Genomic DNA, 14,013 nt, shown 5'->3' with positions numbered 1-14,013 from the left:
GGAGTTCGACATGCGCACCGATCGCATCCTCGACGAACAGCAACTGACGACGCTCAGGCAGAACCATGAGGAACTGCTCGGCCTTTGCCGCAATATCGAAGAGCTGGCGGACAGCTTGCCGTTCGATATCAATGAAAAGCTGTGCCGCGCTGTGTCGGACACGGTCGTGCCGCTCCTCGCCCGGACGCAGAAATTCGAGGAGCGACTGCTTTTCCCCAATCTCGACCGCAGCGCCGGCTCCTGCTTCACGGCGATGATGATCGAGCGGCTGAAGAACGAACACCGCTGCGACCGTTTGGCCGCCGAGGAGATTTCTCTGACGCTGAAAGCCATGCTGCGCGGCCATTGTGGCCTGACCTTCGAGACCATCGGCTACATGCTGCGCGGATTCTTCGAATGCGTCCGTCGCCACGTCGCCGCAGAGAAGGCGATGATCGACCAGTTGATGCAGACGGAGTCGGAACAGCGGATGGCCGTGGCATGACCAACCTGTTAATCGCGCTCGGCGCCTTCCTGGCGCTTCACTCCGTGCCGGCCATTCCGCCGATCCGCGCTGGCGCGATTGCCGTGCTTGGCCGGCGCACCTATCTCGGGCTCTATTCGCTCGTATCCGTGCTGGTCCTCGCCTGGGTGTTCCAGGCAGCGCTCACCACCGACTACATCCCCCTCTGGGAGCCGGCCGGCTGGCAGGCCAAGGTGACGCTGGTCACCGCGCCGATCGGCATCTTCCTCGTCCTGGCCGGCCTTGCGAGCATCAACCCCCTGTCGATTACCATGCGGCAGGAAATGGCCCCCGGCGCCATCACCACGATCACCCGCCATCCGGTGCTCTGGGGCTTCCTGTTCTGGTCGCTGGGCCACCTCGTGCCGAACGGTGACCTGCGCTCGCTGATCCTGTTCGGCGGGCTGGCGCTCTTCACCGGGTCGGGTTTCGCCCTGCTGGATCGTCGCGCCCGCAAGCGGCTTGGCGGACGCTTCGAGCAGATGGCAAGGGCGTCCTCGCTCGTGCCCTTCGCAGCCGTTCTGTCCGGCCGCAACCGGCTGCGCGTCGACGGGCCGCTCTTGCTCTCGGCGCTTGCCTCGGCCGCCATCACAGCCTGGCTGCTCCTGGGCGGCCACGCGCTTCTGTTCGGCGCCGATCCGCTGCTTGCCACCACTTTCTAGCCTGAGACGTCGCCGCCCCATTCGCTCGCCAGCGGCTCGTCCGTGATCCGCAACAGATCGATGGCGCGCGCGGCGATATGGTCGACGATCGCCGCAACCGTCTCCGGTCGTCGATAAAAGGCAGGCACCGGCGGCATGACGATTGCCCCCATCTCGGTCACCGACACCATGTTGCGCAAATGCCCGAGATGCAGCGGCGTTTCGCGGGCAAGGAGCACGAGCGGCCGGCGCTCCTTCAGGTGCACGTCCGCAGCCCGGATCAGCAGCGTGTCGGCAAGCCCTGTCGCGATTCCGGAGAGACTGCGCATCGAACACGGCGCGACGATCATGCCGGCCGTGCGGAACGAGCCGCTGGCGATCGCCGCACCGATATCGCCGATGGCATAGCGTCGAAAAGACAATGCTTCGAGCCGCGCCAGCGCGCCCTCTCCCAGTTCATGGGCAACGCTCCGCTCCGCCGCCATCGACACGACCAGATGCGTCTCGACACCGGCAAGCGCGGCCAACCGCTCGGCAATCCTCATGGCAATCGGCGCGCCGGATGCACCGGAAACGCCCAGCACGACGCGCTTGACACTCATGGCAGATCCCCCAGACCTAGCTCGCTCCACATGGCATCGACCTTCGCGGAAACCTCCGGCGCCATGGCCAGCACCCGCCCCCACTCACGATCCGTTTCCGGTCCGATCTTGGTCGTGGCGTCCAGTCCGAGTTTGCCGCCGAGCCCCGGCTTCGGCGAGGCAAAGTCGAGATAGTCGATCGGCGTGTCGGGGATTATCGTGACGTCGCGGCTGGCGTCGAAGCGGGTCGACAGCGCCCAGATCACGTCGTGCCAGTTGCGGACGTCGATATCCGGATCGACGGCGATGATCAGCTTGGTATAGCTGAACTGCGGCAGCATCGACCACAGCCCCATCATGATCCGCTTCGCCTGGCCCGGATAGCGCTTGTCGATCGACACGACGATGGCGCGATAGGAGCAGGCCTCCGGCGGCAGCCAGAGGTCGGATATCTCGGGGAACTGCTTCTTCACCAGCGGCAGGAACAGCTCGTTCATCGCCTCGCCGAGTATCGACGGCTCGTCCGGCGGCCGGCCGGTATAGGTCGAGAGATAGAACGGCTTTTTCCGCATAGTGATCGCCGACAGCGTCATCACCGGAAAACGATCGACCGAATTGTAGTAGCCGGTGTGGTCGCCATATGGCCCCTCCTCGGCCACCTCCCGCATCGAAACCGTGCCCTCGATCACGATTTCCGCATTGGCGGGCACGCAGAGCGGCTGGCTCACCGCCTTTACCACCCGGCTGCGGCGCCGCTTGAGCACGCCGGCAAAACCGAGCTCGCTCATGCCCTCAGGCAACGGCATGACGGCCGCCAGGATGGTGGCCGGATCGGCGCCGATCACCACGGCGACCGGCATGTCCTGCCCCAGCTTCTGCCACTGGCGATGATGCTTCGCCCCGCCGCGATGGGCGAGCCACCGCATGATCAGCCTGTCGCGGCCGAGCACCTGCATGCGGTAGATGCCGACATTCACATCGCCAGGATCGTCCGGCGAGCGGGTGATGACCAGCGGCCAGCTGACCAGCGGCGCCGGCTCCCCCGGCCAGCACCACTGGATCGGCAGGCGACCAAGGTCGATTTGATCATCGCGCCAAATGACGTCCTGGCAGGCCGCGCCGGAAACCTGCTTGACCCGGAGCGAAAGGGCCGACTGCAGGAGCGGCAGCTTCCCCATCGCCTCCTTCAGGGACCGCGGCGGTCGCGGCTCGCGCAATTCGCCGAGCAGGTCCGCCAGTTCGCCGATCCCACCGCTCTGGAGCCCGAAGCCCCATTCGATGCGCTCGCGCGTGCCGAACAGATTGGCAAGAAGCGGAATCGGCAGGATCTCGCCGGCGGCATTGACCGGCTTTTCGAACAAAAGCGCCGGCCCGCTGGAGGCAAGCACGCGCCGATGGATCTCCGTCACCTCATGCACCAGCGATACGGGCTTTGTGATGCGCCTGAGGCTGCCCCGGCGTTCCAGTTCGGCGGCGAAATCCTGAAGGTCGGCATAGCGCCGGACGGCGGAGGATGCATTTATCATTGTGTCTATGTGGCCGGTAAAAATCATCAAGTCTTTGCGCTAGCTCAAACCCTTGCAGCGACCGAGCCGCTAGCATGCCGCCACTGGTTTCCTGCAAAGGCCTGATTCTCATGGAATTTCCCAAGACGCTCGCGACGCCCCTGAACTACGTTCCCATAGCGGTAATCGAGCGAGCGACGGGCCTCCTGTTTGCCCGGATGATGAAGGAGCATCCCGGCCTGTTCGAGCGCCTGGGCGAGCACAAGGCAAAGCGTTTCGCCTTCCTGCCGAGCGATGTGCCGCTTGCTTTCGTCGTCGAGCCGGGCCGCGCATCGATCCGCGTGCTGCGCAAGAGCGGTTCGCCGCTCAGCGCCGATGCAACGGTCGAAGGTCCGCTCTTCATGCTGCTCGCACTTCTCGAAGGACGCTGCGACGCCGACGCCTTGTTCTTCTCGCGCGACCTCAACGTCACCGGCGACATGGAGGCCATGCTCGCCATGCGCAACGCCCTCGACGACTGCGACATCGACCTGCCGCGCGACCTCTCGACCCTAGCCGGCCCGTTCGCACCAATGTTCGGCCGCATGGCCGAAGGCATCCGCCGCCGCGCGCTCACCCGGGAGGGATCCGCATGGAACTGATCTGCCCCGCCGGCACCCCCGCCGCCTTCCGCGAAGCCGTCGATGCCGGCGCGGATGCCGTCTATTGCGGCTTCCGCGACGAGACCAATGCCCGCAATTTTCCCGGCCTCAACTTCAGCCGCGACGAGTTGCGCGAGGCGATCGCCTATGCCCGCCGCCACAAGACGCAGACCTTCGTCGCGCTTAACACCTTCATGCGCGCCGGTGACGAGGAGATCTGGTATCGCGCTGCAGCCGATGCCGTGGCGCTTGGCGCCGACGCCCTGATCCTCGCCGACTTCGGCCTGATGGCGCATGTGACGGTAAACTATCCCGAACAACGTCTGCACGTCTCGGTCCAGGCGTCCGCCTCCAATGTCGACGCGATCAATTTTCTCGTCGACGCCTTCAACGCCAAGCGCGTCGTTCTGCCACGAACGCTCACCATCGCCGACATCGCCCGCATCGCGCCAAAAATCCGCTGCGAGATCGAGGTCTTCGTCTTCGGCGGACTCTGCGTCATGGCCGAGGGACGCTGCTCGCTCTCTTCCTATACGACCGGCAAGTCGCCGAACATGAACGGCGTCTGCTCGCCGGCAAGCCATGTCCACTACCGCAAAGAGGGCAATGAGCTGGTCTCGGAACTCGGCGACTACACCATAAACCGCTTCCCCGCCGGCGAGGCCGCCGGCTATCCGACGCTGTGCAAGGGCCGCTTCGACATCGCCGACGACCGGGCCTACGCCTTCGAGGATCCTGTCTCGCTCGACGTGATGAGCGAGATCGACGCCTTGACCGCCGCCGGCGTCAGCGCGCTGAAGATCGAGGGCCGCCAGCGCGGCAAGGCCTATGTCGCCGAAGTCGTCTCGACGCTGAAGAAGGCGCTTTCGGCCAAACCCGAACAGCGCACTGCGCTTCTCGCCGGCCTGCGTGGCTTGAGCGAGGGGCAGAAGACCACATCGGGCGCCTACGAGAAGCGCTGGAGATGAGCATGACCGAAACCCTTCCCCCGTCGCTCACCATGGGTCCCGTCTACTATCTGTGGGACGCCCCCAAATGGCGCGACTTCCATTTCCGCATCGCCGACGAATCGCCCTTCGACACGGTGGTGATCGGCGAAACCGTGTGCTCCAAGCGCCAGCATTTCATCGAACCGCACCTCGCCGAAGTGACCGAACGGCTCGAGGCGGCCGGCAAGACCGTAGTGTTCTCGACGCTGGCGCTCGTCACGCTGGAGCGGGAAAGCCGGCAGGTGCGCGAACTGGTCGAAGAGAGCGATCATCTGATCGAGGCCAACGACCTCTCCGCGCTCGGGCTGTTGAACGGCAAGCCGCACAATGTCGGCCCGCTGGTCAACGTCTACAATGCGGCGACCGCCAGGCTGCTGGCCGGTCGGGGCGCCAGGACCATCTGCCTGCCGCCCGAACTGCCCTTCACCTCGGTCGAGCGGATCGTCGCCGACAGCCCCGGCATCGATTTTGAGGTCTTCGCCTTTGGCCGCATGCCGCTCGCCATTTCGGCGCGCTGCGCCCATGCCCGTTCCAAGGGCAAGATCAAGGACAACTGCCTTTTCGTCTGCGGCGACGAGCCGGACGGCCTGCCGGTCAAGACGCTGGACCGCCAGTCCTTCCTGGCGCTGAACGGGGTGCAGACCGTGTCCCACACCTGCCAGGCACTGCTCGGCGAACTGGCCGATATGGCCGCTTGTGGCGTCTCGGCCATACGACTGTCGCCGCAGGACTGCGACATGGTGGCGGTCGCAGGGCTCTATCGCGACGTGCTCGACGGCACGCTGGAGGCCGAGGAGGCGATCGGGCGGCTGCGGGACATCTATCCGGCAGCGCCCCTGTCGAACGGTTTCCACCATGCCCGCGAGGGTGCTGCCTGGGTGGCCCGCGCCCGCGATGTGGCAAGCGGCGCCATGGCCTGACGATCAAGCTGGCCGATCAACAGGATCGGCCGGGCTTGTCCTGACCTCAGCTCCGCAGACCTGGCGCCTCGTGGCCGGTCCGCGCCACATATTCGGTGTAGCCGCCGCCATACTGGAACGCGCCGTCCGGCGTCAGTTCCAGCACGCGATTGGAAAGCTCCGCCAGGAAGTGGCGGTCGTGGCTGACGAACAGCATCGTGCCTTCATACTGCGACAGCGCCTTGATCAGCATTTCCTTGGTGTCGAGATCGAGGTGGTTGGTCGGCTCGTCGAGCACCAGGAGGTTCGGTGGATCGAAAAGCATGATCGCCATCACCAGGCGCGCCTTCTCCCCGCCGGAAAGAACGCGACAGCGCTTTTCGATGTCGTCGCCGGAAAAGCCGAAGCAACCGGCAAGGGCACGTAGCGGCGCCTGGCCTGCCCGCGGGAAGGTGCTTTCCAGCGTCTCGAATATGGTCATCTCGCCATCGAGAATATCCATTGCATGCTGGGCGAAATAGCCCATCTTGACGCTGGCGCCGACGCTGACCGTGCCCTGATCGGGTGTGGAATCACCCGCCACCAGCTTCAGCAATGTCGACTTTCCGGCGCCGTTGACGCCCATGATGCACCAGCGCTCGCGGCGCCGGACCATGAAGTCGAAGCCCTCGTAAATGACCCGCTGGCCGTACTTCTTATGCACGTTCTTCAGATTGACCACGTCTTCGCCCGACCGCGGCGCCGGCTGGAATTCGAAGGCAACGATCTGGCGGCGCTTCGGCGGTTCGACGCGATCGATCTTTTCGAGCTTCTTCACGCGGCTCTGCACCTGCGAGGCATGGCTGGCGCGCGCCTTGAAGCGCTCGATGAACTTGATTTCCTTGGCGAGCATCGCCTGCTGGCGCTCGAACTGCGCCTGCTGCTGCTTCTCGTTCTGCGCCCGCTGCTGTTCGTAGAACTCGTAATTGCCCGAATAGGTGTTGAGCGAACCCGCATCGATCTCGATGATCTTGTTGACGATGCGGTTCATGAACTCGCGGTCGTGCGAGGTCATCAACAACGCGCCTTCATAACCTTTGAGGAACTGCTCCAGCCAGATCAGGCTCTCGAGATCGAGATGGTTCGACGGTTCGTCGAGCAGCATGACATCGGGGCGCATGAGCAGGATGCGGCCGAGCGCCACGCGCATCTTCCAGCCGCCCGACAGCTTGCCGACGTCGCCATCCATCATTTCCTGGCTGAAGCTCAGGCCCGCCAGCACCTCGCGGGCGCGCCCCTCCAGCGCATAGCCGTCGAGTTCCTCGTAGCGCGCCTGCACTTCGCCGTAGCGCTCGATGATCGCGTCCATCTCGTCGAGCCGGTCGGGATCGACCATGGCAGCCTCGAGATCGCGCATTTCGGCGGCGACCACGCTGACCGGACCGGCACCGTCCATCACCTCGGCGACGGCGCTGCGGCCGGACATTTCGCCCACATCCTGGTTGAAATAGCCGATCGTCATGCCCTTCTCGACCGAGATCTGACCCTCGTCAGGCTGTTCCTCGCCGGTGATCATGCGGAAGACCGTCGTCTTGCCCGCCCCGTTCGGACCGACCAGGCCGATTTTTTCGCCCTTGTTGAGCGCGGCGGAACTCTCGATGAAAAGAATGCGGTGGCTGAGCTGCTTGCTGATGTTCTCGATACGAATCATGACCGGACGTGAGGCTTGAGGGGTTCCGGGGCGCCTTATGTCACGGGTCGCGCGATCTGTCGAAATTTTATCGCAATGCAGCGGCCGGTTTTGGGCGATCCTGGTCGAGATAAGCCTGTGCACGCCTCGCTTCGGCGGGCGAGAGCGCCCGAACCGCAGGATGCGCCACCAAAAGCGGCAAACGCCCAATGACGTGCCTATCTTTTGTTCAGTCTAAAGTATTGCACTCTTTATGTGCATTATTTGCTTGCGCGAGGAGCGAACATTGGCTTCAATCGCCGCAACAAAACCACCAGAGGGAAATTCTGACCATGCTTTCGAGACGACTGTTTTCCGGTCTGGCCGCAACCGCAGCCATTACCTTCAGCTTAGGCCTTTCCATGCCGGCAGCCCCGGCCCGCGCCGAAACGCCGATCAAGTTCACGCTCGACTGGAAATTCGAAGGCCCGGCCGCCGGCTTCCTGCTGGCGCTCGACAAGGGCTACTTCAAGGCCGAGGGCCTCGACGTCACGATCGACAGCGGCAATGGCTCGGTCGAGGCGATCCCGCGTGTGGCGACCGGCGCCTACCAGATGGGCTTCGGCGACATCAACTCGGTGATCAAGTTCCTCGACGAAGACGCCTCGCAGAAGGTCAAGGCCGTCTACATGGTCTATGAACGCCCGACCTTCGCCGTGGTCGGCCGCAAGGCGCTCGGCATCACCGAAGATCCGAAGTCGCTCGAAGGCAAGAAGCTCGGCGCCCCGCCGCCGGACGGCGCCTTTGCCCAGTGGCCAGCCTTCAAGCAGGTCGTCGGCATCGACGATAGCAAGATCACCATCGAATCGATCGGCTTCCCGGTCCGCGAGCCCATGCTCGCCAAGGGCGACGTCGACGCCGTCTTCGGCTTCGCCTTCTCCGTCATCCTTAACCTCAAGGCTCAAGGGGTTCCGGCCGATGACATCGCCACGATCCTGATGGCCGAGCACGGCCTGAACCTTTACGGCAACTCTGTCCTGGTCAACACCGACTTCGCCGAGGCCAATCCGGATGTCGTCAAGGGCTTCCTGAAAGCGCTCGCCAAGGGCTTCGCCGATGCCGTTGCCAATCCGGAAGAGGGCGTCACCGCCGTCCTGAAACGCAACGAGACGCTGAATTCCGACATCGAACTGGAACGTCTCGGTATGGCCAATGCGATGAACATCAAGACGCCTTATGTCGTCGAGAACGGCATGGGCGGCGTGGACATGACCCGCTTGTCTGCCTCGATCGAAACGCTCAAGCTTTCCATGGGCCTCAAGGGCAATGTCACGGCCGAGCGCGTGTTCGACGCGAGCTACCTGCCGGCCAAGGAAGAGCGGATGCTGCCCTGATTGGGAGCAGGAGCCCCTCCCCAACCCCTCCCCACAGAGGGAGGGGCTTAACTTGCCGCACAGGCAAGACAACGCCGATATATTTGACAGGATGTACCAGGACGTTGCCACGGCTTCTCTCCCCCCTTGTGGGGGAGATGGCCGGCAGGCCAGAGGGGGTGTCTTGCGAAATTGCATTCAGACCCAACACGGAGACCCCATTGTCCCACCTCGTTTCCATTGACAACGTCGACATGCGCTATGGCGGCGCGGAGGGCACGCTTGCCGTGTCCGGCCTGACCCTGCGCGTCGACAAGGGCGAGTTTGCCGCTGTCGTCGGCCCGTCCGGTTGCGGAAAATCGACGCTGATGAAGCTGGTCACCGGGCTGCATATCCCCCAGGCCGGCGACGTCATCGTGGCGGGGCGACAGGTAACTGAGCCCGTCTCGATCGTCGGCATGGCCTTCCAGAACCCGACCATGCTGCCCTGGCGCACGACGCTGGAGAACATCCTCCTGCCGCTCGAGATCGTCGAAAGGCACCGCCACCGGCTGCGCGCGCACAGACGAGAATACATCGAGAAGGCCGAGAACCTGCTCGAGATCGTCGGCCTCAAGGGTTTCGGATCGAAATTTCCCTGGCAGCTGTCGGGCGGCATGCAGCAGCGCGCCAATCTCTGCCGCGCGCTGATCCACGAACCGGAACTGCTGATGCTGGACGAGCCGTTCGGCGCCCTCGACGCTTTTACCCGCGAAGAACTCTGGTGCGTCATCCGCGACCTGCATGCAGCCCAGGGCGTCACCATCATTCTCGTCACCCATGACCTGCGCGAGGCAACCTTTCTCGCCGACAAGATCTTCGTCATGAGCAGCCGGCCCGGCCGCGTGCTTGCCGAACACAAGGTTCCCTTTGCCCGCCCGCGTGACCTTGAAATCATGTACGAGACGCCTTTCAACGACATGGTTCACGCCCTCCACGGCGAGATCGGCAACGCGCGGGTGGCGGCATGAGCGAGATCGTGGAGAAACCCGCCATGGCAGCGCCTGCCCGCACACCGCTGATCGCCCGCGTCAACTGGGTGCGCGCCGCCCCGTGGCTCTATACGCTCGCCCTGTTCGCCGCCTGGGAACTGCTCGTCCTCGGTCTTGACATGCCGCCGACCATCCTGCCCTCGCCGACGCGCGTCTTCCAGGCGATCGTGCAATACTGGTCGCCGATCTGGAAGAACTCGCTGCAGACGCTCTACACCACGACCCTCGGCTTCATCATCGCCGTCGTCGCCGGCCTCGGGATCGGCCTCTTCATCGGCTGGTCGAAGACCATCTATGCCGGCCTCTATCCGCTGATGATCGGCTTCAACGCCATCCCGAAGGTGGCACTCGTCCCCATCCTCGTCATCTGGTTCGGCATCGGCACGGTGCCGGCGGTGCTGACCGCCTTCCTCATTTCCTTCTTCCCGATCGTCGTCAACGTCGCGACCGGGCTTGCCACCATCGAGCCGGAGACCGAGGACGTCTTGAGGGCGCTCGGCGCGAAAAAGATGGACATCATGCTGAAGGTCGGCATTCCCCGCTCCATGCCCTATTTCTTCGGCTCGCTGAAGATCGCCATCACGCTGGCCTTCGTCGGCTCCGTCGTGTCCGAAACGGTCGCCTCGAACTATGGCCTCGGCAACATGATGCAGCTTCGCCCAGAGCCAGTTCAATGTGCCGCTGGTCTTTGCCGGCCTGCTCATGCTGGCGGTCGAGGGAATCGCCATGTATGCGCTCATGGCCTGGATCGAGCGGCGCATGACGGGCTGGGCGCACCGCTCGACCATGGCGAACTGAAGAACGCCCTATGGCGGGAAAGCAGTTCCGCGCAGATCGCCTCTAGGAAACGCTCGCCCGTCTCTCTAGACTTCCCCCTCACGGCCATAGCGGCCGCGAGGAACGGAAGAGGAGGCCGTTGTACCGTGAAGCTCCGGCATGTTCTGGTCTTTGCCATACTTCCCGTCCTCGTCGTTCTGGCAGCGTTCCAGGGCGGCGCTGTCGCCACGCGGGCCTATATGGAAGAGGCCTCGCTCCAGGCAAGTTCCGCGCTGCGCCTTGCCGTCTCCGCACTTGGCGGCCACCTGAGCCGCTATGAACCGCTGCCGGCCCTGATTGCCGATCACGACGGCATCAAGGCGTTGCTGCGCGCGCGCTCTGACCCGGCCTTAAGAAAGACGGTGAACGCCTATCTTAAAGAGATCAACACGCTGCTCCGATCCTCCGACATCTATGTCATGACCATGGACGGCGAGACGATCTCAGCCAGCAATTACGACGGACCGGCGAGCTTCGTGGGCCAGAATTTCAGCTACCGTCCCTATTTCCAGGATGCCGCCAAAGGCCGGCAATCGCGCTTCTACGCACTCGGCACCACGTCCCTCAAGCGCGGCTACTATTTCGCCTCGCCCGTCAGCGTCGATGATGAAATCCGAGGGGTCATCGTCTTCAAGGTCGACATTGATTCGATCGAAGCATCGTGGAAGGGAGGCGAATACAAGATCTTTGTCGCCGATCCGGAAGGCATCATCTTTATGACCGGCAGCCCGGAATGGCTCTACAACAGCATCCTGCCGCTGGACGCCACACGGCTCGCCCGCACCCAGGCATCGCGCCGCTATGCCGATGCGCCACTGAAGGAACTGCCCCTTCGCAAGAGTGACGAAGGCGGACATCGCCTGATGACGGTCACGGACGATGGCGCCTCCCGCGAATATCTCGTGCTGTCGCGATACATGGCCGAGGCTGACTGGACGGTGAATGTACTGATGGATACCGCATCGGTGCGCGGCCAAGCCCGCACTGTGGTGATCGCCGTTGTCCTCTTCGTCTGCCTCGCCGCACTGGCGATCGCCATTCTCCTGCAGCGGCGGGCCCGCACCACCGAACGGCTGCGCCTCGAGGAGAAAGCCCGCAACGATCTCGAGCACCGCGTCGCCGAGCGCACCGCCGACCTCGCTCGCGTCAATGAGCAGATCGAGCTGGAGATCGCCGAGCGGCGCCTGACCGAACAGGAACTGCGCAAGACCCAGGCCGATCTCATCCAGGCTGGCAAGCTCGCCGGCCTCGGCCAGATGTCGGCCGCCCTGTCTCATGAGTTCAACCAGCCTCTCGCCGCTGCCAAGACCTATGCCGACAGCGCCGCCCTGCTGATCGACCGGGGTCGGAGCGGCGAGGCGCGCGACAATCTTCTGCGCATTTCCGGCCTCGTCGACCGTATGGCCTCGATCAGCAGGCACTTGAGGAACTTCGCCCGCAAGCCGAATGAGAAGCTGGGTCCCGTCGCGCTGGACGAAGTAATCGACGACACGCTGGAGATTGTCGCTGCCCGGCTCAAGGTGGCGAATGCGACGCTCGATGTCGACCTCGGCCGTGGTCACCTCGCCGTGCTGGCCGGACCCATCCGACTACAGCAGGTCCTCGTCAATATCATCACCAATGCCGCCGATGCGGTGGAAGGTCAGACCAATCGCAACATCGAGTTCACGGCCCGCCGCAAAGCTGGCAAGATCGTCATCGCGGTGCGTGATCACGGGCCGGGGGTCCCGGCCGCTATCGTCGAGCGCATTTTCGACCCGTTCTTCACCACCAAGGGGGTCGGCAAGGGCCTCGGCCTCGGGCTATCGATTTCCTACAACATCATCAAGGATTTCGGCGGCAGCCTTTCCGTCACCAACCATGCCGAAGGCGGTGCGGTGTTCCGCATTGAGCTAGATGCTGCCGAGAAGGTGACGGAGGCAGCAGAATGAGCGACCAGCGCATTCTGCTGATCGACGACGAGGAGGACATGCGCCGTTCCTCGGCGCAGGCACTCGAACTGTTCGGCCTGCCGGTCACGACATTTTCCAGCGCTGAGCCGGTCCTTGAACTGATCGGCTACGGTTTCGACGGCGTCGTGGTCAGCGACATTCGCATGCCCGGCATGGATGGGATGACGCTCCTGCAGCGTATCCGGGAGGTTGACGCCGAGATCCCCGTCATCCTCGTGACCGGCCATGCCGATGTCCAGCTTGCCGTCAGCGCCATGCGTGCCGGCGTCTATGACTTCCTCGAAAAGCCCTTCACCGCGCAGCATCTCGCCGGCATCATCCGCCGGGCGATGGACCGGCGTAGCCTCGTCATGGAAAACCGGCGGCTGCGCGCCGTCGCCGGCAAGCGCGACGACATCGAAACGCGCCTGCCGGGGCGCACCCAGGTCATGGTCGACCTACGCTACCGGCTGCGTGCCATCGGCGCGACCGACGCGGATACAATGATCATCGGCGACACTGGCGTCGGCAAGGAAGTGGTTGCCCGCGCCCTCCATGACATTAGCGCCCGGGCGAACCGGCCGCTGATCGCCATCAATTGCGCGGCCCTGCCGGAAAACCTGATCGAGAGCGAATTGTTCGGCCACGAGGCCGGCGCCTTCCCCGGCGCGCTCAGGCCCCGCTACGGCAAGTTCGAACATGCCCGGGGTGGCACGATCCTGCTCGACGAAATCGGCTCCATGCCCTTCGACCTGCAGGCGAAATTTCTCCGCGTCCTGCAGGAACGCGTCATCACCCGTCTCGGCTCGAACGAGGTCGTTCCCCTCGATGTGCGCTTCATCGCCACCAGCAAGGCAGATCTCGAAGCCGAGGTCGCCGCGGGGCGCTTCCGCGCGGATCTCTTCTATCGCCTGAATGTCGCAACCCTCCATGTACCCGCCCTGGCAGACCGATCGGCAGACATTCCCATCCTCTTCCTTCAGCTCGTGCGCGAGGCCGCAGCCCGCTACCTGCGCGACGACATCGAAGTCCCTCCCGACCTTCTGGCCGAGATCGCTGCCCGTCCCTGGCCCGGCAATGTCCGCGAACTGCGCAACGCCGCCGACCGGCTCGTGCTGGGTCTGGATCCCGTTCCGGAGGAAAGCGCGCCGGCTGCCGTCCGGCAACGCCTCGCCGACAAGGTCGCTGCCTATGAGCGCGGCGTTCTCGCCAGCGCGATCTCCGCCCATGGCGGCCACCTGAAGCCCGTCTACGAGCAGCTGGGCATTTCCCGCAAGACCCTCTACGAAAAGATGCAGAAATACGGACTGGCGCGAAAGCCCGCTATCCCACGCGAGGAATTCGACGCCTGATGGGTGCAACGGGTAGACGATGATCCATTCCCGAAAACACCTTGGCTGGGGCGCGGGATCGCCCCAGCCAAGATTATCAGTTCTCCAAGGGGAGGAGGCCTTGA

General features: G+C 64.0%; 12 protein-coding genes and 1 pseudogene. 10 read left to right on the top strand and 3 right to left on the bottom strand.

What is annotated here, in order from left to right; translation table 11 throughout:
* Positions 1-10: 10 nt before the first annotated feature.
* Positions 11-484 (top strand): hemerythrin domain-containing protein, encoded by a 474-nt coding sequence (locus ACWPVA_RS20280; protein WP_454289378.1) that lies wholly within the window; start codon positions 11-13, stop codon positions 482-484.
* Positions 481-1,164: an NnrU family protein gene (locus ACWPVA_RS20275; RefSeq protein WP_454289377.1), complete on the top strand. Its 684-nt coding sequence runs from the start codon at positions 481-483 to the stop codon at positions 1,162-1,164. Before ACWPVA_RS20280 ends, ACWPVA_RS20275 begins: the two co-directional genes overlap by 4 nt.
* On the opposite strand, the gene ACWPVA_RS20270 is transcribed toward ACWPVA_RS20275, so the two are convergent.
* Together ACWPVA_RS20270 and ACWPVA_RS20265 are read right to left on the bottom strand one after the other, a co-directional pair.
* Positions 1,161-1,745: a UbiX family flavin prenyltransferase gene (locus tag ACWPVA_RS20270; protein WP_454289376.1), complete on the bottom strand. Its 585-nt coding sequence runs from the start codon at positions 1,743-1,745 to the stop codon at positions 1,161-1,163. The two genes, ACWPVA_RS20275 and ACWPVA_RS20270, sit on opposite strands and share 4 nt — an antisense overlap.
* Positions 1,742-3,250 (bottom strand): UbiD family decarboxylase, encoded by a 1,509-nt coding sequence (locus ACWPVA_RS20265; RefSeq protein WP_454289375.1) that lies wholly within the window; start codon positions 3,248-3,250, stop codon positions 1,742-1,744. The genes ACWPVA_RS20270 and ACWPVA_RS20265 overlap by 4 nt, the downstream gene beginning before the upstream one ends.
* Before the next feature lie 110 nt (positions 3,251-3,360).
* Between ACWPVA_RS20265 and ubiT the strand changes: the two genes are divergently transcribed.
* The 3 genes from ubiT to ubiV are packed head-to-tail and all read left to right on the top strand — an operon-like array spanning position 3,361 to position 5,779.
* Entirely contained in the window at positions 3,361-3,870 is a 510-nt protein-coding gene (ubiT, locus tag ACWPVA_RS20260; protein ID WP_454289374.1) for a ubiquinone anaerobic biosynthesis accessory factor UbiT, read from the top strand.
* Entirely contained in the window at positions 3,861-4,838 is a 978-nt protein-coding gene (ubiU, locus tag ACWPVA_RS20255; RefSeq protein ID WP_454289373.1) for a ubiquinone anaerobic biosynthesis protein UbiU, read from the top strand. Before ubiT ends, ubiU begins: the two co-directional genes overlap by 10 nt.
* Positions 4,839-4,840: 2 nt before the next feature.
* Complete coding sequence (ubiV, locus tag ACWPVA_RS20250) at positions 4,841-5,779, top strand: ubiquinone anaerobic biosynthesis protein UbiV (protein ID WP_454289372.1); 939 nt, start codon at positions 4,841-4,843, stop codon at positions 5,777-5,779.
* 46 nt (positions 5,780-5,825) lie between these two features.
* Here ubiV and ACWPVA_RS20245 read toward each other — a convergent pair whose 3' ends face one another.
* The gene (locus ACWPVA_RS20245) at positions 5,826-7,448 is read right to left on the bottom strand and encodes an ABC-F family ATP-binding cassette domain-containing protein (protein ID WP_454289371.1); all 1,623 of its coding nucleotides are present in this window, start codon (positions 7,446-7,448) and stop codon (positions 5,826-5,828) included.
* Between the two features lie 311 nt (positions 7,449-7,759).
* On the opposite strand from ACWPVA_RS20245, the gene ACWPVA_RS20240 reads away from it, so the two are divergent.
* The 5 genes and pseudogenes from ACWPVA_RS20240 (at position 7,760) to ACWPVA_RS20220 (ending at position 13,909) form a co-directional block, all read left to right on the top strand.
* Complete coding sequence (locus ACWPVA_RS20240) at positions 7,760-8,800, top strand: ABC transporter substrate-binding protein (protein WP_454289370.1); 1,041 nt, start codon at positions 7,760-7,762, stop codon at positions 8,798-8,800.
* Between the two features lie 200 nt (positions 8,801-9,000).
* Positions 9,001-9,789, top strand: coding sequence for an ABC transporter ATP-binding protein (locus ACWPVA_RS20235; RefSeq protein WP_454289369.1), 789 nt, complete (start codon positions 9,001-9,003; stop codon positions 9,787-9,789).
* Positions 9,786-10,608: pseudogene (locus ACWPVA_RS20230) on the top strand (ABC transporter permease). Before ACWPVA_RS20235 ends, ACWPVA_RS20230 begins: the two are co-directional and overlap by 4 nt.
* A gap of 125 nt (positions 10,609-10,733) precedes the next feature.
* The gene (locus ACWPVA_RS20225; RefSeq protein ID WP_454289368.1) at positions 10,734-12,557 is read left to right on the top strand and encodes a sensor histidine kinase; all 1,824 of its coding nucleotides are present in this window, start codon (positions 10,734-10,736) and stop codon (positions 12,555-12,557) included.
* Complete coding sequence (locus ACWPVA_RS20220; protein WP_454289367.1) at positions 12,554-13,909, top strand: sigma-54-dependent transcriptional regulator; 1,356 nt, start codon at positions 12,554-12,556, stop codon at positions 13,907-13,909. The genes ACWPVA_RS20225 and ACWPVA_RS20220 overlap by 4 nt, the downstream gene beginning before the upstream one ends.
* Positions 13,910-14,013: the final 104 nt, after the last annotated feature.

It is taken from the genome of Rhizobium arsenicireducens, assembly GCF_964021225.1.
The sequence above is the reverse complement of the archived record's forward strand: the minus strand, read 5'-3'. Positions and strand labels throughout refer to the sequence as shown.